Origin of the sequence: Caulobacter segnis (assembly GCF_019931575.1) — a bacterium.
Lineage (GTDB): Bacteria > Pseudomonadota > Alphaproteobacteria > Caulobacterales > Caulobacteraceae > Caulobacter > Caulobacter segnis_C.
Genome location: NZ_CP082923.1, coordinates 3,149,053 through 3,171,823, shown reverse-complemented (window position 1 = coordinate 3,171,823; position 22,771 = coordinate 3,149,053). Strand labels below are relative to the sequence as shown.

The window sequence follows — 22,771 nt, the reverse complement described above, 5'->3', positions numbered from 1 at the left end:
GACCCAATCCAGGCGGATTGGGTCGAGGGCGGTGCCAGCTTGTCCGCAAGGGTGTCGGGACGCGCGGCTTCCCGCCCGCGCGTCCCGCGCCTGCGGCCTAGAACTTCAGCGCAAGGGAGACGCTGTAGTTGCGGCCGGGCTGGGTGTAGCCGTCCTTGACGACCGAGTTGTCGGCGAGACCGCGTGCGTCGCTCCACCACCAGTACTTCTCGTCGGTCAGGTTGAAGACGCCGGCGCGGACGGTGACCGCGTCTGTCGCCGCCCACCACGCCGTCAGGTCGCCGACGGTGAAGGACGGGGGCATGAAGCAGTTGTAGGGCGAGCTGCCGGCGATGGCCCCGGTGCAGGACAGGCCCGAGCGACCGGCGGTCTTGCGGTCCGAATGGACGACGCTGAGATCGCCGCCGAACTTGCCCGAGGGGGCGCGATAGGTGACGCCGCCGGTCAGCTTGACCGGATCGATCGAGGTCAGGGGCGTGTTGACGCCATTGCTGCGCGAGGCGCCGCGGGCGTACGAGACGGCGGCCCTGGCCGTGAAGCCCGCGCCCAGCTCGAACGACCCCTTGGCCTCGGCCCCGCTGATCTTCACGCCCGACAGGTTGACGTACTGGTAGACGGCGGGGTTGGCGGCGGTGAAGTTCCCGGCCACCTGCACCTGTTCGATGAAGTCGTCGTACTCGCCGGTAAAGCCGGTGACGGCGACGCGCCAGCCGTTGCGGTGGAGGCGGAAGCCGGCCTCGAGGGTCTTGCTGGTCTCGGGCTTCAGGTCGGGGTTCGAGATCGACTTGTAGTTCGAGACCGGGTTGGCGAAGCCGGTGTTGACCTGTGACGGGGAGGGGGCCTTGAAGCCCGCCGCCGCGTTGGCGAACACGGTCACCAGGTCGGTGGCGTCCCAGACCAGGCCCAGCTTGGGCGAGACGTGGGTGTCGCTCTGGCCAGAGGTCGCGGTGGTGAACAGCGCGTCGGCCTTCGGATCCAGCTTGTAGTAGTCCAGGCGCACGGCCGGATAGATCGTCACCGGACCGGCCGTGATCTCGTCCTGAGCGTAGAGGCCGGCGAGCGTGAAGTCGGTGGTCGGGAAGGCCTTGGCGGGGAAGGTCTCGCCGGCCGGCGGCACCGTGCCGTCGCGCGTGCCCTGCTGACGGGTGATCGAGGCGTCGCCGCCCCAGACGATCTCGTGCTTCAGCGCGCCGCTGTCGAAGACGCTGTGCAGCTCGACGGCCGCGCCGAGCACGCGGTTGTCGAAGGTGGCGTCACGGGTGCGGTCGGCGGCGGTGTAGCGATCCTCGGCCGAGAACTGGCGGGTCGTGCTCTTCTGCCAGTACAGCGAGGTGCGAGCCGCGCTGATCACGCCCTCGCCGCCATCGAAGCGGTGGTCCAGGCTGACGCGGTCGCGCTTGACCTTGTCGAAGGCGGTCAGGCCGATGGCGCTGGTCGAGGCCAGCGGCGGCTTGGCGATGGCCGACAGCACCGTCCAGTCGACCTGGCGGTCCAGGTGGTCGACCGTCAGGCGGAAGCGGTTCTTGTCGTTGGGCGTGTAGATCAGCTTGCCCAGCACCGAGTTGGACGTGTTGTCCTCGGGGTTGGCGGTGGTGCGGTCGGTATTGGCCGAGTCGTTGGTCCCGGCCGTCTTCTGGCCCTCGCCGTCGCGGCGGGTATAGGCGACCAGGGCCTCCCAGCGATCGGACTTGCCGGCCAGGACCAGGCTCTCGGTCCAGCTCTCGTCGGCCGAGGCGTAGCCGACTCGGGCGCGGCCGGCGAACGTGTCGCCCGGCTTCAGGATGTCGGACGGGTCCTTGGTGATGAAGGTGACCGATCCGGCCAGGCCGTCGGCGCCGTACAGGGCCGAGGCGGGGCCGCGCACGATCTCGACCGACTTCAGGATGTCGAGGTCGACATAGTCGCCGCGACCGGTCGACTGGGCCCCGAAGGCGAAGCCGTCGGGCACGCGCACGCCGTCGACGACGATCAGCACGCGGTTGCCTTCCAGGCCGCGGATATTGAAGCCGGCGTTGCCGTCGCGGCCGGTCGAGGCGCCGGCGGCGGTGAAGCGAGCGGGGGCGCTACGGACCGAGACGCCCGGCTCGTCGCGGACCAGGTCCTTCACGTCGCGGACCAGGCCGTCCTCGATCTCCTCTGACGAGATGACGCTGACCGTCACCGGGGCCTGCGATACGGTCTTTTCCGAGCGCGTGGCGGTGACGGTGACCTTGTCGACCTCGGCGGCGGCGTCGTCGGCGGCCGGCGTGGCGTCAGCGGCCCAGGCCAGCGACGGTGCTGCGGAACCGAGCAGGGCTGCGGTGGAGGCGGCCGCGAGCGCGGCCAGCTTCAGGCGAGACATCGATATCCCCTCGATGGTTGTTGCGACTTGTTCGCAATTGATGAGGAGGGCCTAGAGCCAGCCATCGACCTGGTCAAGCTATTTGCAATTGATTCTCAGAACTAATAGCAATATCTCCGATCCGCCGCGCTGGAGCGGCGCCTGGGGTGTTCCTGATGATCCGTTCTCTCCGCGCAGGCCTGATGGGCGGCGCGCTCCTGCTCAGCCTCGCCGTCCCGGCGGCCCAGGCCCATTCGCCCTACCTGCTGCCCACCGTCTTCGACGCCTCGGACCGCAAGATCGTCACGGTGGAGGGGGCCTTCACAGAGAGCTTCTTCACGCCCGAGGTGGTGATGAAGTCCGACGCCTACGCCGTGGTGGATCCCGACGGCGTACGGACGCCGATCACCCCGACCTATCTGCGCCAGGTGGCCGTGTTCGAGGTCGCGACCGAAAAGCCCGGCACCTATCGCATCACCACGGGCCAGCGCGGCGGCCGCACCGCCAAAGCCGCCCTGGTCAAGGGGCAGTGGGAGTTCTTCGAGGGCGCCAAGGCCCCGGCCGACGCCATCGACATGCAGAGCCTGACGACCGCCGAGGTCTATGTCACGCGCGGCGCGCCCAGCGACTCGGCCCTGGCCCCGACCGGCAAGGGCATCGAGTTCAAGGCGATCACCCATCCCAGCAAGATCGTCACCGGCCAGGACGCGGTGTTCGAGGTGCTGTTCGACGGCAAGCCGGTGGCCAACCAGGCGATCGAGTTCGTCGCCGCCGAGGACCGCTACGCCGACGCCAAGCCCGCGCCCAAGACCGTCACCAGCGACGCCAAGGGGCGCTTCGCGGTGAAGCCGGATCACTCGGGCCTCTATCACATCCAGACCCGCTACCGACTGGGCCCGGCCGCCGCCGGCCAGCCTGGCTACAGCTTCACCTACGCCCTGACCTTCGAATCCCTCCGCTAGGACATCCCATGAAGACCCGCACGATCCTCGCCGCCTTCGCTGTCGCCGCGCTGGCGGGTTCGGCCCACGCCGCCTCGCACGCCCGCGACACCTTCATCAAGGAGCAGGACCAGAACGGCGACGGCGTCGTCTCCAAGGACGAGTTCGCCGCCACCCGCGCCATCCAGTTCGCCAAGACCGACGCCGACAAGAACGGAACGCTGTCGCAGGCCGAGTATGTCGGCGAGTTCAAGGCGCGCCTCGAGAAGAAGCTGGCGGCCGACGAGCGCGCGTCCGAAAAGAAGGAAGAGGAGCGCGTCCGCCAGATGCGCCAGGCCGACGTCCGTTTCAACGTGCTGGACAGCGACAAGAGCAGCGCCATCACTCGCGCCGAGTTCGACTATTCCGGCTGGCGCATGTTCAGTCACCACGACACCAACAACGACGGAACGGTCTCGGCCGCCGACCCGATCAAGGAAGACCAGCAAGACTAGGAGGGAGGGGGCGCGTCGCCTTATTTTGACTTTCGGCGTTTCGTGGCTATGACCGCCGGCCAAGACACAGGGGCCGCGCGGCCCAGACCGAAAGCCTGAAGACCATGAGCGACACGCCTCCCGACCGCCTCTCCAACAATCCCGACAGCCCGTTCTACGACGCCGACCTGCTGGAACGCGGCATCGGCATCCGCTTCAAGGGCGTCGAGAAGACCAATGTCGAGGAATACTGCGTCTCCGAGAAGTGGGTGCGCGTCGCGGCCGGCAAGACCCTGGACCGCAAGGGCAACCCGATGACCATCAAGCTGCAGGGCGAGGTCGAGGCCTATTTCCGCGACGCCGCCGAAGGCTGAGGTCGAGGCGGTGAGCATTCCCGGGAGCGATCCCGACCTGGAGGCGATGGCGCGCGACGAGCTTTCGCGCGCCGTGACCCTGCGCTGGCAGGACCTGAAGGCGATCGTGCCTTGGGGCGACACCTTCGAGGGCATCTCGCCGGCCGGCCGCTATGTCGAGGTCGAGCGCAGCTACATCTGGGCCTCGGAGGCGGGCGGCGACATCCTCTGCGAGGTGACCGTCTATGGCGGCCCGTCGCGCTACGACGCCGGCGAGCGCGTCTCCAGCATCATTCCGCGCGCCTGAGCCCCCGGGCGTGATTCGCGCGGTCGGGGCGTCGCCGTCGGTCGCCATCGACGCCGGACGCGGGGTCTCCCGAAGCGAGATTGACGTCCCAAGGGCGTTCCTGAGGCATAAGAACGCCATTCAGGAAGGCGAGACGACTATTCGCTGCCCAAGCGGCGTGCGAAACTGCCCCATCGTTCGAGTGAACTCCTCGGGGCGTTGAGCCTTGGATAGGGCGCGCTCACACCAAGAGTACGCGTGACCCGAACGCCAAAGGGTCGAGAAACGCGAAACGGATTGGCGAAGGCCGCTCCTCTCAAGGCGGTCACGCCATGGGAGGACGAAAGGAAGGACATGACCGCGACGGTCTCTCCGATTACCCCTGGCGCGTCCGAAGCGCCCGAGCCCGGCGTCAGCCTCTCGGACTATGTTCCCTACCGTCTGGCCACGGCCTCGGCGGCGGTCAGCCGCCTGATCGCCCGCGCCTATGAAGACCGTTTCGGCCTGACCATCCCGCAATGGCGGCTGATGTCGGTGCTGGCCGAGGGCGCCTTGACCCAGCACACGGCCGTCACCCGCACGGCCATGGACAAGGTCCGGGTCAGCCGCGCCGCGCAGGAGCTGGTGGTCCGCCGCCTGGTGGCCCGCACCACGGTCCGCTCGGACCGCCGCTCGCACACCCTGGAGCTGACGGCCGCCGGCCGCCGCCTGTTCGCCGAGATCGCCCCGCTGGCCCTGGCCTACGAAGCGACCCTGCTGGCGGGCCTGGCCCCCAGCGAGGTGGCGATGTTCAAGCGCCTGCTGGACCACCTCGAAACCGCCGCCATCCAGCTGACCGGCGGGGAGACGATCACGCCTCGTCCGGACGGCTCTCCGGATGGTTCCGTCGACGTCGATTGAGCGTGTTCGCGAGGCTGGCGTTCGTTCGCGACGCCTGCTAGGAAGTCCACCCTTCGCGGCGACGCGAAGCCTGCGGGCGTGGTGAAACTGGTAGACGCGCCGGACTCAAAATCCGGTTCCGAAAGGAGTGTCGGTTCGACCCCGACCGCCCGCACCAACTTCCTTCCAGAATGTCCTACAACCGATCCGCCGCCTCGACGCGCTGGATCAGGCCGCGCAGCAGGCTGCGTCCCTTGGTCCAAGCCCCGTGGCCCGAGTCGACATTGATATGCCCCGCGCGGCCCAGGTCGACGAACGCCGAACCCCAGCCGCGCGCAAAGGCCTCGGCGCGTTCGATCTCGACATAGGGGTCGTCGCGGCTGGCCACGACCAGGCTGGGGAAGGGGAGGCGCTGGCGGGGGATCGGCGAGAAGCCGACCAGCAGGCGGCCGGCCGGACCCTCGCGATTGACGTCGGCCGGGGCCACCAGCATGGCGCCGCCGACGCCGCGTCCGCCCGTCACCTGGGCGAAGTGGGCCACGAGGGCGCAGCCCAGGCTGTGGGCCACCAGGATCGCGCCGGGCCGCTGGCGGACGGCCTCGGCCAGGCTGATCGTCCAGTCGCCTAGCAACGGGCGCTCCCAGTCCTGCTGTTCGACCCGCTGGGCGTTGGGCAGTTCGCGCTCCCAATGGGTCTGCCAGTGATCGGGGCCGGAATTGTAGAGGCCCGGCACGATCAGGATCGGCGGACCGTCGGAGTCGTCACGCCGGCGGCGGGCCGGCTCGAAGGCGGAGGAGGCGGGGGTCATCAGACGTACTCGGATGGCGTGGAGCCAGTGAGCCGCAGATGCCCGGTTCCGCCGTCCCGCTCAATTCATATCAATTGGATAGGAATTGAGAAAAGCTGGGGCGAGACGGCGGTTTCGGCGCGGATCTCGAGCCGGGCGTCAGCCGAGCCGATCGCCGCGGTGCAGCGGATCGGGCAGGGGATCGCCGTCCTTCACGAACTGCAGCGACACCGAGTTGATGCAGTAGCGCAGGCGCGTCGGCGGCGGGCCGTCCGGGAACACGTGGCCCTGGTGGCTGTCGCAGCGGGCGCAGCGGGTCTCGATGCGGACCATGCCGTACGAGGTGTCGCGCACGCCGACGACGTGGTCCTCGGCGTAAGGGGCGTAGAAACTGGGCCAGCCGGTGCCGCTCTCGAACTTGGTCTCGTGCTTGAACAGCGGCAGGCCGCAAAGGCGGCAGCAATAGGCGCCGGGGCTCTTCTCGCCCAGCAGGCCGCCGCAGAATGGGGCCTCGGTGCCGTGATGCAGGAGGACGCGGGCCTCCTCGGCCGTCAGGTCGGCCTCCAGGCGTTCGCGTTCTGCTTCCGTCGGCGGCGTGAGGTCGAAGCCGATGGTTGAAAGGATGGCTGCGTCTGTCATGACAGCCAATGTAGGCGCTCGGGCGCTGTTCCGGTAGGACTTAGGAGTTTCCCATGACTGTCGCCGTCGCCTTCCTGCAGCCGGGCTGGGCCGATTGGGAGGCCGGCGCCGTGCTGGCCCTGCTGCGAGAACACCTGAAGGTCCAGATCGAGATCGCCACGCCGACGGGCGATCCCGAGACTTCGATCGGCGGCGTGCTGGCCGCCGCCGACTACCGCTTCGACGATCCGGTGCTGAGCGACGCGGACGTCTTCATCCTGATCGGCAGCGACGCATGGTCCGAAGGCGAGAACCCGGCGATCAGCGCGCTGATCCGCCAGGCCTTCGCCGATGGCAAGCCGGTGGCCGGCATCTGCGCCGGGACGACGGCCCTGGCGCGCGCGGGCCTGTTCGACGGTCGCAAGCACACCTCGAACGGCAAGGACTGGCTGGAGGGCGTCGTCCCCGGCTATGCGGGCGCGGACCACTATGTCGATACGCCCAGGGCGGTGACCGACGGCAAGCTGGTCAGCGCATCGGGCTTGGCGCCCGTCACCTTCGCCGCCGCCGTCGCGCGCCTGGTCGCTCCGGAGGCGGAAGAGATGATCGCGGGCTACGAGGCGATGTTCGCCCGCGAGTTCTCGGCTACTTGAGCGCGGCTTGGCCGGCGCGGGCGACCATCCCGTCCTGGGCGGCCGAGCCGCCTGAGACGCCGATCGCGCCCACGATCTTGCCGTCGACCAGCAGCAGCTCGCCGCCCTCGACCGCCGTCGCGCCGGTGAAGATCGGGTTCAGCGTCCCCGACTTCACCTGCTCCTGGAAGAAGGACGACGGGCGACGGAAATTGGCCGAGGTCTGGGCCTTCTTCAGCGCGACTTCGTTCGAGCCGTACTGCGTGCCGTCCATCTTCTCGGCGAAGACCTGGGCGCCGTTCGACTCCAGCACGACGATGACCATCGTCCAGCCGTTCTTGCGGGCCTCGGCCTCGGCGGCCGCGGCGACGGTCTTGGCCTCGGCCAGGGTGACGACGCGAGCCGCGTAGGGCGGCTGGGGCGCGGGCGCCGGAGCGGGCGCGAGGGCGGTCTGGGCGAGGGCCGAACCGCCGGCCAGGAGCAGGCCGGCGGCGATCAGGGCGAGGGTATTCTTCATGGCAGCACGACCTCGTCGTTCAGGCGGGTGTTCTGGGGCTGACTGGTGACGATCCGGACCCGCAGGCCCGAGGCCTTCACGCCCGCCGGGATCTTCAGCTTCACCGTAGCGGTCTTGGGCAGCAAGTCGAGCGGCGCTTTCAGGGCCGGGATCGGGGCGCTTTCCACGACCTTGTACGCCGTGTCGACCAGCTCCAGCTTGGCCGCCTGCGTGTCTTGGGCGCCCAGGCTGTGGACCTTGGCGGTGAGCGTCGAGCCCTTCACCGTCACGTCGCCCCGGCCGACGCCGAGATCGGCGCGCTTGGCCGGATCATCGCCGGCCTTGACCAGCTTAAGGTCCATGATCACCGTCTGGCGAGGCGACAGGGCGATCCTGACCCCCAGGCTGCGCTCGAATTCGAACGTGGCCGTCTCGGGCGTCCCGTCGATGAGGTCGTCGCCGGTGGTGTCGACGCCCTGGCTGAGGCTCCACAGGCCCGGCGCGACGTTCCAGCCGGTCATCACGCCCGTCACCGGCTTGTCGGTGCGGTTGTAGGCGATGACCTTGAAGCTGGTCTTGGTGGCGTCCTTGACCAGCAGCGCCACGTCCGCGCCGTCGGCGTTGTCGAAGCGCCAGCTGACCACGTGGCCCGGCGTCATCTGACTACGCTTGTTGGCGATGCCGCCCAGGCGTGAGCGTTGCAGATAGTCGCTGGGCAGCTCGACACGGTCCGACCACCAGTGGCCTTCCGTGTGCATGTACATGTGCTGGGCGTTCCACTGGATCTCGTCGGCGTAGAGGTCCTCGAGATATGTCTTGTCGCCGGTCAGCGACCAGGCCGCGTAGCGCTCGAACGCGCCGCCCTTGGCGGCCGCCCTGACCAGGGCGTCCTTGTTGGCCGCCGCCAGGCCCATCTCGGTCAGGGCGTTGTCGTTGATGCTCTGCAGCGACTTGAGGCCGCTCTTGGAGATCCGCCAGGTGATCGGGGCCAGGTACTTCTTGTCGCCGGTCAGGCGCCAGGCCGACCAGAAGATCTGGAACGGACCGTCCGCGCCCGAGCCCTGCAGCACCGTGCCGCCGCGCACGGCGTCGGTGCGCCAGTTGATCTCGTTCGGATACGAGCCGTCCTTGGCCACGTGGGCCAGGTAGCCGTCGGCCAGGCCGATGACGGTGTCTCGGGCGGTCGGGTCGCCGTTGTAATCGCTGATCAGGATCGACGGATGGACGACGCCGAACGAATACGGCTTCTGCCACTCCCACGGGCCCTCGCGGTACGAGATCTTGCCGCTGTACCAGTTGGTGTTGAAGTGGACGTGGCCGGCCGGGTTCTTGTCGACGACCCGAGGCAGGGCCTTCACCGTCGTGAACAGCCGCTCCACCGCCAGCGGGTCGCCGTAGTTGACGTACATCGCCTCGGAGTTGGAATTGATGCCTTCCTCGTAGGCGTGCAACTCGTCGGTCACGATGGTCGAGAGACCGTCCGTGAACATGCCGTTCTTGTAGACCGCGTCAGTCAGGCGGTTCAGCGAGTGGGTCAGCTTGTCCGGCTGGACGCCCATCAGCGCCACGCCCGGCCATTGCTGCAACAGGTCGGTGTCGTCCGACAGGCCGCCGCCGAAGTCGCCGAAGTCGGCCTGGCGCTCGTCGATCCACCAGTTGATGAACTTGGCGACCAGCTTCAGGTCCTCGGTCTGACGGAAGGCCCACAGGGGTGTCCCGTCCGTCGGCTTGGGCTGCTCGAACGCTGGCCAGCCTTGGCTGCCATAGGTGATGTCGCCCCAGTACTCGCGGCCGACCTGATTGTCGGGATCGACCTTCAGGAGGTCGGAGATGTCGGCGTAGAGGCGGCGATACAGGCCCTGGCGCTTGGAGGTGGTGTGCTCCTCGACCAGGAAGGCCCAGTTGTCCTTCACCTGGTTCAGGCGGTCGGCGATGTGCTCGGCCTTGGCCTTGTCGCGATCCTTCAGAACGAGGCGGATCTTGGCGCCGTCCAGGGCCTTGGGGCCGAACTCGGCGCTGTCGGCGGCGATGGTCAGGTACAGGCTGTCGGCGGTCAGGATGCGGTCGCGCATATCGAGCCAGACGGTGCGGGCCTCGCCGGCCTTCACCGAGACGCTGACGTCGATCATGTTGCGGCCCGGCCAGATCGGGTCCTTGACCTGGATGTTCAGCGGGATCGTGACGCCAGCGGCGCCGGGCAGAGCAGGAATGTCGATGGCCACGCCGTCCAGGCCGTCGCGGGCGTTCTCCCAGCCATAGGCCCAGTTGCGGGCCAGCGGCTTGGCGGCCGGGGCGTCGCCGAAGCCCGACGGGATCAGCACGTGGACGATCGGCAGGCCGGGCGCGGTCAGGTCCGAGGCGGGACGCGGCCGGGTCGGCGCGGCGTCCGGAATGGCCACGACCGTGGCGCGCTCGCCCGCCGGGTGGCGGCCGGCGACATAGGCGTTGAGGTCGGCCAGATTCAGATAGTCCGGCGCCACGTCGGCCCGGACCGTGTAGGTCATCTTGAAGGCGTCCTTCGGCTCGGCCCCGACCGAGACATTGTAGGCCCAGATCTCCTGGATCGGGGTCTCCTGGGCCACGTTGGTGAAGGTCAGGACGCCGCCGCTGAGCGGCTTGGCCAGGGTGGTGACCGTGCGGGCCTGATCCTTGGCGCGGGTCGCGACGCTGGATCCCTTGTCACCCGCCTTCGTTGTCCCCGGGGCGGCCCAGGAGAGGTCGCCATAGGCCGGGCCCTGGATCTCCAGGCGGTTGATCGGCTCGTCGGGCAGGGCCAGGGTCAGGGCCTTGCCGCCGTCGACATAGACGTTCCAGTCGGGCAGCTGGAAGTAGTCATTACGGCCTTCCAGGCGCGAGCGGTTGTAGACGCCGGGCCAGGTGGTTTCCGGGATGCCGTCGTTGGCCCGCCACATCCATTCCTTGATGTCCTTGGCGTCGGCGAACTCGACCTTGCGGATCGTGGTCTGGGCGTCGGTCAGCAACGGAGGGGCGGCGAGGGTCCAGCCGTAGCGCTGCTTCCAGGCGGCGCGGACGGCGGGATCGGCGAGCGTGGGGACCGGCGCCTGCGCGGCCGGGGCTTCGTTGCGGGCCAGGGCGGCGATGGCGTCGGCGGCCAGCGGGCGATCGTAGACGCGCAGCTCGTCCAGGTCGCCGCCGCGGGTAAAGTTGTAGCGGCTCTGCACCTGGTGCGGGGCGATCACGCGGCCGGCGACGCCGAACTGGTCCAGACCGGCGTCATAGACCGCCTTGGTTTCCTTCCTGGCCGCCAGCTTGCCGTCGACATACAGCTGGACGCCGGTGGTCTCGTCCCAGGTGAAGGCCAAGTGGGTCCAGGCGTCGGCGGCCGGGTTCTTGTCGACCTTGAACGACACGCGGGTGCGGGCCAGGCCGTTGTCGGTGACGAAGGCGTCGAAGCCGTGGCCGTTCCAGTCGATGCGCAGGAACGCCATGTCCCAGCTGCTGTGATCGGCATAGCCGACGCGGAAGATCACGAATGGCGCGACGCCGACCGGGTAGCCCGAGCGCCAGAAGAAGGAGAGGGTCCCGCGCTGGGCCTGGATGTTGCCGGGCGCGTTCCATGAGACGATCCCGTCGTCCTCGGCGTGGAAGCCTTTGCCCGCCTTGCCGTCGATCGGCGTGACCTTGTCGGCGAAATTGGGGACGGGATCGCCGGCGGCGACGTCGGCGACCAGGCCCTTGTCGCCCGAGACCTGGAACAGCAGCGCCGGCTCGGCCGATTGCGCGGCGACGGCCGCGTTGGCCAGGATCAGCGCGCAGGCCGAGCCCAGGAAAATCGCCTTCATGTGAACCGTCTCCTCCCGATGGCGGACATCGCGGCTCTTGGTAACCGGTGTCATGCCTGGGCGCAGGTTTAGCGCCGTAAGGGCATGCTTGCAAACCCGCCGGGGGCTGATACGCCATGCTGCAAAGCACAAAAACCACGGGCGGACGTTGCCGATGTTCACGAAGATCCTGATCGCCAACCGGGGCGAGATCGCGGTTCGTGTGATCAAGACGTGCCGTCGGCTGGGGATCGCGACGGTGGTGGTGTACTCGGACGCCGACGCCGGGTCGCTGGCGGTGGAGATGGCCGACGAGACGGTGCACATCGGCGCCTCGCCAGCCGCCCAGAGCTATCTGGTCGCCGACAAGATCATCGCCGCCTGCAAGTCGACCGGAGCCCAGGCCGTGCACCCGGGCTTTGGCTTCCTGTCGGAGAACGCCGGCTTTGCCCAGCGCTGCGCCGACGAGGGCATCGTGTTCATCGGCCCCAACCCCGGGGCCATCTCGGCCATGGGCGACAAGATCGAGAGCAAGAAGTTCGCCCAAGCCGCCGGGGTGTCCTGCGTGCCCGGCCACATCGGCGAGATCGCCGACACGGTCGAGGCGGTGCGGATCGCCGAAGAGATCGGCTATCCGGTGATGATCAAGGCCTCGGCCGGCGGCGGCGGCAAGGGCATCCGGGTGGCCTGGAGCCGGCAGGACGTCGAGGAAGGCTTCCCGGCCGTGCGGGCCGAGGCCAAGTCGAGCTTCGGCGACGACCGCATCTTCCTCGAGAAGTTCATCGAGAGCCCGCGCCACATCGAGATCCAGGTGCTGGGCGACAAGCACGGCAACGTCGTCCACCTGTTCGAGCGCGAGTGCTCGATCCAGCGCCGAAACCAGAAGGTCATCGAGGAAGCCCCGTCGCCCCTGCTCGACGAGGCCACCCGCGCGGCCATGGGCGCTCAGGCCGTCGCCCTGGCCAAGGCGGTCAAGTACGACAGCGCCGGCACGGTCGAGTTCGTGGCCGGCCAGGACAAGAGCTTCTTCTTCCTGGAGATGAACACCCGCCTGCAGGTCGAGCACCCGGTCACCGAGCTGATCACGGGCCTTGATCTGGTGGAGCAGATGATCCGCTCGGCCTGGGGCGAGGCGCTCGCCTTCGCGCAGAAGGACCTGAAGATCAACGGCTGGGCCATCGAGAGCCGCATCTACGCCGAGGATCCCTACCGCAAGTTCCTGCCCAGCATCGGGCGCCTGGTCCGCTACGCCCCTCCGGCGGAGGGCCAGCATGAAGGCTACACGGTCCGCAACGACGCCGGGGTCCGCGAAGGCGACGAGATCTCGATGTACTACGACCCGATGATCTCCAAGCTGTGCAGCTGGGCCCCGACCCGCCTGGCGGCCATCGACGGCATGGGCCGGGCCCTGGAGGACTTCCACATCGAGGGCCTGGGCCAGAACATCCCGTTCCTGGCCGCGGTGATGGACGAGGATCGCTTCCGGTCGGGCGACCTGGCCACCAGCTACATCAAGGACCAGTTTCCCGACGGCTTCCAGGGGACCGAGCCGACCCAGGCGCAGCTGGACATCCTGACCGCCGTCGGCGCGGCCATGCAGCGGGTCTATGCCGCCCGGGCCCGGTCCTCGGCCTCGGGTCTCATGGGCCAGCCGCGCGACGAATGGGTCGTCGCCGTCGGTCACGCCAAGCGCCGGGTCAAGGTCTCGGGCGAGAACGGCGAGGTCACGGTCGATCTGCTCGACGCGGACCGCGCCCTGACCCTGAGCGACATCGTCTGGCGGCCGGGCCAGCCGGTGTTCCGGGCCCGGCTGGATGGCCAGGCCTTCACCGTCCAGGTCGCTCCAGCCGCCGAGGGCTTCACCATCCGCCACCGCGCCGCCAAGGCCCGGGTGCTGGTGCTGACCCCGCGCAGCGCCGAGCTGCACGACAAGCTGCCCGCCCGGCAGGCCGCCGACACCTCCAAGCTGGTGCTCTCGCCCATGCCGGGCCTCGTCGTCTCCATGGACGTCGCCCCCGGCCAACAGGTCCGCGAGGGCGAGGTCGTCTGCGTCCTCGAGGCCATGAAGATGCAGAACATCATCCGCGCCGAGCGCGACGGCGCCGTCAAGGCCGTCAACGCCAAGCCCGGCGACCCCGTCGCCGCCGACGAAGTCCTCGTGGAGTTCGCGTAAGGCGGCGGCTCTTTCTCCGTCACGGCGCAGGCTCTAGATTGCGTCCGTCGGCGAACGGCCGACTCGAAGGACGGCAAGGGCGGGCATGAGCGATCGTAGCGAATGGGCGGAGCTGTTCCTGTCGTCGAACGGCAGGCTGGCGCGCACGCCGTTCCTGATCGCGGCCGGCGTGCTGATCGGCGTGGCGGTGCTGTACGAGGCCATCGCCGGCTACACCCTGCACTGGCTGACCGGCTGGCTGGTCTATCCGGCCCTGCTGTTCTCGGGCGCCTGCGTGCTGTCCAAACGGCTGCACGATCGTGGCCGCTCGGGCTGGTGGGCGCTGCTGATCCTGGTGGCCGTGGTCGCGGTCTGGCCGCAGCCCGAGCACTTCCTGGACTTCCTGTTCAGCCTGGTCCTGATCTGGGCGATCGTCGAGCTGGGCGTGATGGGGGGCGAGCAGGGCGCCAACCGCTACGGGGCCAACCCGCTGAAGACGATTTCGATCTAGACGGGCGGGCCTAGACGGGCGCGGGCGCGTCCTCGACCGGCCCGAACACCTTCGCGAAGCTGGCCTTCAGCGCTGCGTCGGCCTCGTCCAGGGTCACGGGCAGGCCCAGGTCCACCAGGCTGGTCACGCCGTGCTCGACCTGGCCGCACGGCACGATGCCCGAGAAGTGGGAAAGATCCGGCTCCACGTTCAGGCTGATCCCGTGGAAGCTGACCCACTTGCGCAGCTTCACGCCGATGGCGGCGATCTTGTCCTCGCGGCTCCAGCCGGCGCCCTTGCGCTCGACCCAGACACCGACGCGGCCATCGCGCAGCTCGCCGGTGACGTTGAAGGCGGCCAGGGCGTCGATGATCCAGGCCTCCAGCGCCGCCACGAAGGCGCGCACGTCGCGACCACGCTTCGTCAGGTCCAGCATGACATAGGCCACCCGTTGGCCGGGGCCGTGATAGGTGAACTGCCCGCCGCGCCCGCTCTCGAACACCGGGAAGCGGTCGGGCTGGATCAGGTCGCTGGCCTTGGCCGAGACGCCAGCGGTGTAGAGGGGCGGGTGCTCCAGCAGCCACGCCAGCTCGCCCGCCGCGCCCTCGGCGATGGCGGCCGCGCGGGCCTCCATGGCGGCAACGGCTGCCGGGTAATCCACGTAGTCGGTCGAAACCGCCCACCCCACAGGGGCGGCGTCCTCGCGCCCCATGTGCGGAATCTCAGTATTTTCAGCGTTTAACGGGAGCGCAAGCATACGGCCCTAATCTTGCAATCGAGACACGGCGACCCGGTTGGTCGCGTGTCAGTTTCAGGGGCCTTACTTCGTGAGCCAGGTCAACGCCGTCAATGTCGAGATCTCCGTCCTTCTCGGACGCTCGATCCTGCCGATGCAGCAACTGCTGCGCATGGGTCGTGGCGCGGTGATCCCGCTGGACGCCAAGACCAACGACGAGGTCTGGATCCTGGCCAACAACCACCCTATCGCCCGCGGCGAGATCCAGATCAGCGACGACCGCATCGCCATCCAGGTGACCCGCGCGGCCGACGTCTACGACTACATGGCGGGCGGGGCGTAAAAGCCGCACCTTGTAAGTTCGCACATCGCGAACTTCCGACTTCCCAAAGCCGATTCAGTTTGCTACCTGCCGCCCCTCACCACGAGCGGTCGTGGCGGAATTGGTAGACGCGCAGCGTTGAGGTCGCTGTGGGGCAACCCGTGGAAGTTCGAGTCTTCTCGACCGCACCAGGTGAACTTGAGTAGAGCGCTCCGGCGAAATCGGTTTCCGACTCGCCAGGGGCGCTCTAATCGTTTCCAGGCCCTGATTTCGCCTCAGGGTCGCTTCATCGGACCAACGCCAACGAACCAGCAGCTCTAGAGCTCAGAGGAGGCCCCCATGACCCGGGACACCGCCGAACTGACCGACGAAATGCTGGACGACATTCCGCTGGCCAAGTCCGAGACCCCCGAGGAGCTGGAAGATCTCGCTCTCGGCGAGGACTACGCCCTCAATCCCGAATACGTCGAGATGGTGATCGACGCCGCCGACAGCGGCGACGCCAAGCGCCTGCGCGAGCTGGTCGGGGCCCTGGAGCCGGCCGACGTCGCCGACCTGATGGGCTTCCTGACGGCCGACTACCGCGAGCAGGTGATCCCGCTGCTCGACCCCGAGGCCCTGGGCGAGATCATCTCGGAGATGGATGAGAACCTCCGCGAGGAGGTGCTGGAGGCCACGCCGTCGGTGACCCTGGCCCGCGCGCTGGAGGAGCTGGACACCGACGACGCCGCCGACGTCATCGACGACCTGGACGACACCAAGCGCTTCCAGGTGCTGGCCGCCATGGGCGAGACCGACCGCGCCGCCATCGAGACGACCCTGTCGTACGAGGACGAGACCGCCGGCCGCCTGATGCAGCGCGAGTTCCTGGCCGCGCCGGAATTCTGGACCGTCGGCCAGACGATCGACCATGTCCGCGAGGCGGGCGAGACGCTGCCCGAGCTGTTCTTCGACGTCTATGTGGTCGACCCGACCTTCAAGCCCGTCGGCGCGATCCCGATCAGCATCCTGCTGCGCAGCCGCCGCGACACGCCGCTGGCCGAGCTGATGGAAGCGGTCACCGAAATCCCGGTCGAGATGGACCAGGAAGAGGTCGCCTACATCTTCGACAAGTACCACCTGATCAGCGCCCCGGTGATCGAGCCGGGCGGGCGCCTGGTCGGCCAGATCACCGTCGATGACATCGTCGAGGTCATTCGCGACGAAGCCCAGGAAGACATCCTGGCCCTGGCCGGCGTGTCCGACGCCGGCCGCGACGCCTCGGTGGTCGAGATCGTCAAGTCGCGCCTGCCGTGGCTGATGCTGAACCTGGCCACCGCCACCGTGGCGGTCAGCGGCGTCGCCATCTTCCAGGCCGAGATCGCCCAACTGGTGGCCCTGGCCATCCTGATGCCGATTGTCTCGTCGCTGGGCGGCAACGCCGGCACCCAGACCCTGGCCGTCGCCGTGCGCGCCTTGGCCAGCAAGGAGCTGACCACGGCCAACGCCCGCCGGATCGTCCTGCGCGAACTGCTGGTGGGTCTGGTCAATGGCCTGTGCCTGGCCCTGGTGATGGGCACGGCGACCTATCTGTTCTTCGGCCCCGCCGACCATCACGGCAAGCTGGCGATCATCGTCGGCTCGGCCCTGGTGGCCAACATCTTCACCGCGGCGGTCGGCGGCATCCTGGCGCCCCTGGCCCTTGAGAAGATGGGGCGCGACCCCGCGGTGTCGTCGTCGATCTTCGTGACCTTCCTGACCGACTTCACGGGCTTCTTCGCCGTGCTGCTGATCGCGTCTCTGCTGCTCCACTGAGGGATATTCGCCTTTTCGGCGAAACTGGCGCCGACCTTGCGCCGGGACAGGCGAATACATCCGTGTGTGTCTCAAACTGGGTCAACTAGGCGATGAAACCGCGTCATCAGGTCTCCCGGGTTGCCGTCGATCTCATCAAGAGGTTCGAGGGCTACCGTCAGCACGCCGCCAGGCTGCCCGACGGTCGCTGGACCGTCGGCTACGGCCACACCCTGACCGCCCGCGCGGGGGCGTCCGTCTCGGAAAAGGACGCCGAGGCGCTGCTGCTGTACGACCTGATCTCGGTCGCCCATTCGGTCAACGAGCACACCTACGCGCCGCTGAACCAGAACCAGTTCGACGCGCTCGTCTGCTTCGCCTTCAACATCGGCCTCGAGAACTTCCTGCGTTCGGGCGTGCTGCGCCGGATCAACGAGGGCTCGCTGCTGCAGGCCGCTTGCGCGATGGAGATGTGGCGCAAGGCCGATTTCGAGGGCGAGCGGATCGTCATCGACGCCCTGGTCCGTCGCCGCTCGGCCGAGAAGACCCTGTTCCTGACGCCGGCCAACGGCGAGTGGGTGCCCGCGCCCAGCCCGGTGCTGCGCCCCAAGGTCGACTACGACGCCAGCTGCGCCATCCCCAAGCAGACGCCGACGACCGTCAACACCCGCATGGAAGGCGACCGGGTCGTCGCCGCGCGTGAGGAAGGCCTGCCGCTGAACGTGGTTGTCCCGGAAGAGGACACTCCGACCGCCACCGAGCAGTCGGCCGCGGCGGTCGGCGCGCGCCTGGAGGCCATTCTGTCCGAGTCGCCGGTGATCCCGCGCCAGGACGAGCTGGGCCTGCCCGAGCCGCCGGTCCCGGCCCAGCCGGCCGCCGCCGATCCGGCGCCGGTCCTCTTCCAGGACGCGACTACCACGACGCCGGTCGAGCCCATGCCCGCCGAGGCGCCGCAGGCGGCCCCGGTCGAGCTCACGCCGTTCCAGCTGACGCCGACCCCGGCCAACGAAGAGACGACGGTCGAGACCGCTACGCCCAGCGAGCCGACCCTGTTCGACCCCGCCAACGGGGCGTCGGTGTTCAACCTCGATGGCTTCTCGACCAGCGAAGAGGCCGGCCTGGACTCGATGGCGGCGCCGGCGGTCAAGTCCGAGCCGCCGCGCTTCGGCAACGCCAGCCTGCTGCTCGTGCTGGGCATACTGGGTCTGGCCCTGTTCGGCGGCGGAGTGCTGTGGATCCTGACTGTGGCTGCGGGGGCCGACGAAAACGTGAAACTGTTCGGCTATGGCGCCAGCACGATCGGCGCGATCTGTTTCGTGGTTTCGGCTTATCTTCTGCTTCGGCGCCTGGCCGGGCCCGAGACGAGCCGCAAGAAATAGTTCCTTTCTTTCCCTCGGGGAAGGTGAGCAAGAACGCCCGCGGGTCCCGGTGACCTGCGGGCGTTTGTGCTATGGGAGGCCGCTATGACGATGAATTTCGCACCCTCGATGGACTTCGCCCTGGGCGAGACGGCAGACGCGATCCGCGAGACCACGGCCCGCTTCGCCGCCGACAAGATCGCGCCCCTGGCCGCCCACATCGACGAGACCAACGAGTTCCCGCGCGGCCTGTGGATCCCGATGGGCGACCTTGGTCTGCATGGCATCACCGTCGAGGAAGAGTTCGGCGGCCTGGGCCTGGGTTATCTGGAGCACGTGGTGGCCATGGAGGAGGTCTCCCGCGCCTCGGCCTCGGTGGGCCTCAGCTACGGCGCCCATTCGAACCTCTGCGTCAACCAGATCCGCCGGTGGGCCACGCCCGACCAGAAGCAGCGCTACCTGCCCAAGCTGATCAGCGGCGAGCATGTCGGTTCCCTGGCCATGAGCGAGGCCGGTTCGGGCTCGGACGTCGTCTCGATGAAGCTGCGCGCCGAGCCGCGCGGTGACCGCTACGTCCTGAACGGCACGAAGTTCTGGATCACCAACGCCCCGCACGCCGACACCCTGGTGGTCTACGCCAAGACGGGCGAGGGCAGCCGCGGCATCACCGCCTTCATCGTCGAGAAGGGCATGACGGGCTTAAGCGTCTCCAAGAAGCTGGACAAGATGGGCATGCGCGGGTCGGACACCGCCGAACTGGTGTTCGAGGACTGCGAGATCCCGGAAGAGAACGTCATGGGCCCGGTCGGCGGCGGCGTCGGGGTGCTGATGAGCGGCCTGGACTACGAGCGCGCCGTGCTCAGCGCCGGCCCACTGGGCATCATGCAGGCGTGCCTCGACATCGTCCTGCCGTATGTGCGCGACCGCAAACAGTTCGGCCAGGCGATCGGCTCGTTCCAGCTGATGCAGGGCAAGATCGCCGACATGTACGTCGCCCTGAACTCGGCCCGGGCCTATGTCTACGCCGTCGCGCGGGCCTGCGACGCGGGCAAGACCACGCGCTTCGACGCGGCCGGCGCGATCCTGATGGCCAGCGAGAATGCGGTGAAGGTGTCGCTGGAGGCCATCCAGGCCCTGGGCGGCGCGGGCTACACCAAGGAGTGGCCGGTCGAGCGCCTGCTGCGCGACGCCAAGCTCTATGACATCGGCGCAGGCACCAACGAGATCCGCCGCTTCCTGATCGGCCGCGAGCTGATCGGGGCGTAGCGCTCCGACACGCGTGACGGACATGAAAAAGGGTCGTCCCGATTGCTCGGGACGACCCTCCATCGTCGTAGCCGCTTTCGCAGCACGTGACTTAGAAACCTTTGGCGTTCAACGCCTTAGGCGGAAACCTCGCTCTTAAGGCTCCAGGTCACGACTTGCGACCGCGGTTGGAGACAATGAGACACTGGTCACCTCCTTTCAGTTGGTTGAACAACACAGTCAGCATATGGGTCTGATCGCGCGGTTGAAAAGAGGGAACCGCCCGCGACGCGACGTCGCGGCCTTTTTGATCAGACCGTCAGCAGCTTGAGGCCCACCAGGATCGCCGCCCACAGAACGAGGGCCGCGCCGATCGCGAGCGGGCGGTTGAAGTTGATGCGACGAATACTGGGAACCGGGGCCGAAGGGCCGCTCGGCGCTAGATGAATGCGCGTGGGCATACCGCGTGAATCCTTCCCTAGTAGTCCCTCTGTCGGAGACCTGACATGGACCGTATGCTGAATCTTCGCCTATGAGAAGAATTCTTCGCGAAGGCGCAGGTTGCATCAGCGCGAATTGTCGCGGGGGAGGGGATTCGGATGGCGAGCTGGGATCCTGACGTCTACGCCCTTTACCGGGGCTACCGCGAACGACCGGCGCTGGACCTGCTGACGGCCATTCCGCGCGACCTGGATCCGCGAGAGATCTGGGACCTCGGCTGCGGCCTCGGCGAACAGGCCGCCCTGCTGGCCGCGCGCCACCCGGCGGCGCGGGTGAGGGGGTTGGATTCCAGCCCGGAGATGCTGGCGCGCGCCAAGGCCCTGCCGGCGCGGGTCGAGTGGGTGCTGGGCGACATCGCCGGCTTCGCGCCCGACGCTCCGGCCGACCTGATCTTCTCCAACGCCGCCCTGCAGTGGGTGGACGACCATGCCGCGCTGATCCCGCGCCTGGCCGGGAGCCTGACGCCCGGCGGCGTGCTGGCGATCCAGATGCCGGTCGTCGAGGGGCTGGGCTGGCGGGCCAGCCTGCTGGAGATCGCCGCCGATGGCGCGTGGGCCGGACGCTTCACGGGCGTGGAGGGCGTGCGCGCCGCTCACGATCCGCAGGACTACTACGCCTGGCTGGCGCCGTTCTGCCCCGCGATCGACATCTGGACGACCACCTACCTGCACGCCCTGCACGGCCAGGATCCGATCGTCGACTGGACCATGGGCACGACCCTGCGCCCCTATCTCGACGCCCTGCCGGACGACGAGAAGAAGCCGTTCCTCGACGCCTGGCGGGCGCGGCTGGCCCGCGACCATCCGCGCCGCGAGGACGGGGTGACGCTGTTCCCGTTCAAGCGGCTGTTCATCGTGGCGCGAAAGGGCTGAGACCCGCGCGCCGTTCGGCCAGGCTGGGACGGCGGCGCAGTTCGGTCACCGGAATGTGCAGGCCTTCCAGCGCGAAGCTCGCGGCGATGTAGCCGGCCTTCACCGCCGGTTCGAAGGCGCGCCAGTCGCGAATGTCGATGCCCTCGAGCTTCGGGGTGATCAAGACGTCGGTGGCCTCGCGGGCGGCGGCCAGGTCGCGGCCGGTGGTCACGGTCGCGGCGCGCATCAGCAAGGCCACGATCGGCGGGCCCTTGCGCCATTCGCCCGACAGGATCCAGCTCCAGAGCGACGGCGGGGCGACGATGTCGTCGCTGGTTATGCTACGGCCGCGCGTGACGTCGACGCCGACGATCGGCCCCAGCTGGAACGACCGCATCACGTCGGCCGGGAAGTTCTTCATCACCGCCCCGTCGACAAGCACCTGGCCCTTCTCGGTGGCTGGCGGCAACACGCCGGGCAGCGAGATCGAGGCCCGCAGCGCCGTCTGCAGGTCGCCCGTGCGATGCAGATGGTAGGCGCCCGAGGTCAGGTTCGACGAGACGCAGAAGAACGGCAGCCACAGGTCGCTGATGTCGACCGTGCCGAAATGCTCGTCCAGGCGCGCCTTGACCTTCTCGCCTCGGGTCATGGCGATCATGGGGAAGGCGATGTCGTCGAGCGGGCTGCTGTCGACAAAGGCCCGACGGATGCGGTCCTCCAGCTCGCCGTCGTCCCAGCCCATGGCGATGCCGGCCGCCACGATGCCGCCCATCGAGGCGCCGCCGACGAAGTCGATCGGGATGCCGCGCTCGCGCATCGCCTGGATCGCGCCGATGTGGGCGTAGGCCCGCGCGCCGCCGCCCGAGAGCACGAGGCCGACCGACTGCCCCGTCAGCACGCGGGCCAGGCGCTGCAGGTCGGCGACGCCGTTCTCGCGCAGATGGAACAGCCGCGCGGCCTGGGTGGCCTCCATCCAGGCCGCCGAGCCGCTGGGCCGCGCCAGGCTGGCCGACTGCAGCAGGATCAGGTCGACCAGGCGCTGGGCCTGCAGCGGACCCGAGGCGTAGGTCGGCACGGCGGCCGGCGGCGCCCGGTCGCCACGACCGACGCGGAACAGCCGGTCGACCTGGCGGCCGACCACATGCTTCCAGGCGGTTTCGTCGGCCTCGGCGACATAGAGGACGAAGTCGTGCTCGCGCTCGACATTGCTGAACCATTCCGTCGGCGCCAGCAGGGACTCGCCGCCCTCGACGGTGGCGGAGTAGCCCAGGCTCTCGATGCAGCGGGCCAGGCGCTCGACGATCGGCCGGATCGCCGCGCCGGGCTCGACGGCGATGAAGCCGAACACCGACGGATCGCCGATCGCCGCCTGGGTCTGGGCCTGGCGGGCGCGGCGGATCATCAACCGCGACAGCTCCAGCATCACGGTCGGGTCTTCCTCGGCCGCCTCGAAGAAATCCTCGCGGGGCAGGGCCAGGACCTCGCTGTCGCGCAGGGCCACCATATTGGCCGAATGGGGCGTGCCGCCGACAAGGGCCATCTCGCCGGCAGGCTCGCCGGGACGGATCACGCCCAGGAACTGCGGCTCCTGGCCTTCCTCCTTGCGGAAGGCGCCCAGGCGTCCGGTCTTCAGGAAATAGAGGTGGTCGGCGTCCTCGCCGGGCTCGAACAGCGTCGCCCCGCCGGGCAGGGAAAACCAGGCGGCCGCCCCGGTTCGCCGCTCACGGGCGAACAGGCGCGCCAGGGCCGAGTCGTCGGGCAGGGGCGTTTCCACGG

Annotated in this window: 21 protein-coding genes, 2 tRNA genes and 1 pseudogene; 15 read left to right on the top strand and 9 right to left on the bottom strand. The window is 68.6% G+C overall.

Features of this window, described 5'->3' with window-relative positions; all coding sequences use genetic code 11:
- Positions 1–97: 97 nt before the first annotated feature.
- On the bottom strand, positions 98–2,341 hold the full coding sequence (locus tag K8940_RS14515; protein ID WP_223390677.1) for a TonB-dependent hemoglobin/transferrin/lactoferrin family receptor: 2,244 nt from the start codon (positions 2,339–2,341) through the stop codon (positions 98–100).
- 155 nt (positions 2,342–2,496) lie between these two features.
- On the opposite strand from K8940_RS14515, the gene K8940_RS14510 reads away from it, so the two are divergent.
- The 6 genes from K8940_RS14510 (at position 2,497) to K8940_RS14485 (ending at position 5,430) form a co-directional block, all read left to right on the top strand.
- Positions 2,497–3,282 (top strand): DUF4198 domain-containing protein, encoded by a 786-nt coding sequence (locus K8940_RS14510; RefSeq protein ID WP_223390676.1) that lies wholly within the window; start codon positions 2,497–2,499, stop codon positions 3,280–3,282.
- 8 nt (positions 3,283–3,290) lie between these two features.
- Positions 3,291–3,755 (top strand): EF-hand domain-containing protein, encoded by a 465-nt coding sequence (locus K8940_RS14505; protein ID WP_223390675.1) that lies wholly within the window; start codon positions 3,291–3,293, stop codon positions 3,753–3,755.
- Between the two features lie 104 nt (positions 3,756–3,859).
- Entirely contained in the window at positions 3,860–4,108 is a 249-nt protein-coding gene (locus tag K8940_RS14500; protein ID WP_223390674.1) for a DUF3297 family protein, read from the top strand.
- A 46-nt stretch (positions 4,109–4,154) separates the two neighbouring features.
- Positions 4,155–4,394: a hypothetical protein gene (locus K8940_RS14495; protein ID WP_223395871.1), complete on the top strand. Its 240-nt coding sequence runs from the start codon at positions 4,155–4,157 to the stop codon at positions 4,392–4,394.
- 333 nt (positions 4,395–4,727) lie between these two features.
- On the top strand, positions 4,728–5,273 hold the full coding sequence (locus K8940_RS14490) for a MarR family winged helix-turn-helix transcriptional regulator (RefSeq protein WP_223390673.1): 546 nt from the start codon (positions 4,728–4,730) through the stop codon (positions 5,271–5,273).
- A 72-nt stretch (positions 5,274–5,345) separates the two neighbouring features.
- Positions 5,346–5,430, top strand: a tRNA-Leu gene (locus K8940_RS14485).
- A gap of 18 nt (positions 5,431–5,448) precedes the next feature.
- Here the strand turns inward: K8940_RS14485 and K8940_RS14480 are convergent.
- Positions 5,449–6,060 carry an alpha/beta hydrolase gene (locus K8940_RS14480; protein ID WP_223390671.1) on the bottom strand — a complete coding sequence of 204 codons (612 nt, stop codon included), beginning with the start codon at positions 6,058–6,060 and terminating at the stop codon, positions 5,449–5,451.
- A gap of 138 nt (positions 6,061–6,198) precedes the next feature.
- Positions 6,199–6,678: a peptide-methionine (R)-S-oxide reductase MsrB gene (gene msrB, locus K8940_RS14475; protein ID WP_223390670.1), complete on the bottom strand. Its 480-nt coding sequence runs from the start codon at positions 6,676–6,678 to the stop codon at positions 6,199–6,201.
- A gap of 53 nt (positions 6,679–6,731) precedes the next feature.
- Between msrB and K8940_RS14470 the strand changes: the two genes are divergently transcribed.
- A complete protein-coding gene (locus tag K8940_RS14470) occupies positions 6,732–7,310 on the top strand; it encodes a type 1 glutamine amidotransferase family protein (protein ID WP_223390669.1) in 579 nt (192 codons plus the stop codon).
- Here the strand turns inward: K8940_RS14470 and K8940_RS14465 are convergent.
- Complete coding sequence (locus tag K8940_RS14465) at positions 7,303–7,806, bottom strand: GlcG/HbpS family heme-binding protein (protein WP_223390668.1); 504 nt, start codon at positions 7,804–7,806, stop codon at positions 7,303–7,305. The genes K8940_RS14470 and K8940_RS14465 overlap by 8 nt on opposite strands.
- The gene (locus K8940_RS14460; protein ID WP_223390667.1) at positions 7,803–11,720 is read right to left on the bottom strand and encodes a LamG-like jellyroll fold domain-containing protein; all 3,918 of its coding nucleotides are present in this window, start codon (positions 11,718–11,720) and stop codon (positions 7,803–7,805) included. The genes K8940_RS14465 and K8940_RS14460 overlap by 4 nt, the downstream gene beginning before the upstream one ends.
- Positions 11,721–11,742: 22 nt before the next feature.
- Between K8940_RS14460 and K8940_RS14455 the strand changes: the two genes are divergently transcribed.
- Both K8940_RS14455 and K8940_RS14450 read left to right on the top strand, forming a co-directional pair.
- Positions 11,743–13,740, top strand: a complete 1,998-nt coding sequence (locus tag K8940_RS14455; RefSeq protein WP_223390666.1) for an acetyl/propionyl/methylcrotonyl-CoA carboxylase subunit alpha — start codon at positions 11,743–11,745, stop codon at positions 13,738–13,740.
- An 85-nt stretch (positions 13,741–13,825) separates the two neighbouring features.
- Entirely contained in the window at positions 13,826–14,230 is a 405-nt protein-coding gene (locus K8940_RS14450) for a DUF805 domain-containing protein (RefSeq protein WP_223390665.1), read from the top strand.
- A gap of 10 nt (positions 14,231–14,240) precedes the next feature.
- Here K8940_RS14450 and lipB read toward each other — a convergent pair whose 3' ends face one another.
- The gene (lipB, locus tag K8940_RS14445; protein ID WP_223390664.1) at positions 14,241–14,966 is read right to left on the bottom strand and encodes a lipoyl(octanoyl) transferase LipB; all 726 of its coding nucleotides are present in this window, start codon (positions 14,964–14,966) and stop codon (positions 14,241–14,243) included.
- Positions 14,967–15,003: 37 nt separating this feature from the next.
- On the opposite strand from lipB, the gene K8940_RS14440 reads away from it, so the two are divergent.
- From K8940_RS14440 to K8940_RS14420, 5 genes are all read left to right on the top strand, one after another.
- Positions 15,004–15,288, top strand: coding sequence for a FliM/FliN family flagellar motor switch protein (locus K8940_RS14440; RefSeq protein WP_223390662.1), 285 nt, complete (start codon positions 15,004–15,006; stop codon positions 15,286–15,288).
- 85 nt (positions 15,289–15,373) lie between these two features.
- Positions 15,374–15,458: transfer RNA gene (locus K8940_RS14435), tRNA-Leu, on the top strand.
- Between the two features lie 148 nt (positions 15,459–15,606).
- A complete protein-coding gene (gene mgtE / locus K8940_RS14430; RefSeq protein WP_223390661.1) occupies positions 15,607–17,061 on the top strand; it encodes a magnesium transporter in 1,455 nt (484 codons plus the stop codon).
- Between the two features lie 92 nt (positions 17,062–17,153).
- Positions 17,154–18,419, top strand: coding sequence for a lysozyme-family localization factor SpmX (gene spmX, locus K8940_RS14425; protein ID WP_223390659.1), 1,266 nt, complete (start codon positions 17,154–17,156; stop codon positions 18,417–18,419).
- A gap of 84 nt (positions 18,420–18,503) precedes the next feature.
- Positions 18,504–19,664, top strand: coding sequence for an isovaleryl-CoA dehydrogenase (locus K8940_RS14420; RefSeq protein ID WP_223390658.1), 1,161 nt, complete (start codon positions 18,504–18,506; stop codon positions 19,662–19,664).
- A 116-nt stretch (positions 19,665–19,780) separates the two neighbouring features.
- On the opposite strand, the pseudogene K8940_RS14415 reads toward K8940_RS14420, so the two are convergent.
- Positions 19,781–19,866 (bottom strand): annotated as a pseudogene (locus tag K8940_RS14415) (hypothetical protein).
- 88 nt (positions 19,867–19,954) lie between these two features.
- The gene (locus K8940_RS14410) at positions 19,955–20,104 is read right to left on the bottom strand and encodes a hypothetical protein (RefSeq protein WP_223390657.1); all 150 of its coding nucleotides are present in this window, start codon (positions 20,102–20,104) and stop codon (positions 19,955–19,957) included.
- A gap of 138 nt (positions 20,105–20,242) precedes the next feature.
- Between K8940_RS14410 and K8940_RS14405 the strand changes: the two genes are divergently transcribed.
- Complete coding sequence (locus tag K8940_RS14405) at positions 20,243–21,016, top strand: methyltransferase domain-containing protein (protein ID WP_223390656.1); 774 nt, start codon at positions 20,243–20,245, stop codon at positions 21,014–21,016.
- On the opposite strand, the gene K8940_RS14400 is transcribed toward K8940_RS14405, so the two are convergent.
- Complete coding sequence (locus tag K8940_RS14400) at positions 20,994–22,769, bottom strand: patatin-like phospholipase family protein (protein ID WP_223390654.1); 1,776 nt, start codon at positions 22,767–22,769, stop codon at positions 20,994–20,996. The genes K8940_RS14405 and K8940_RS14400 overlap by 23 nt on opposite strands.
- Between the last annotated feature and the right edge of the window lie 2 nt (positions 22,770–22,771).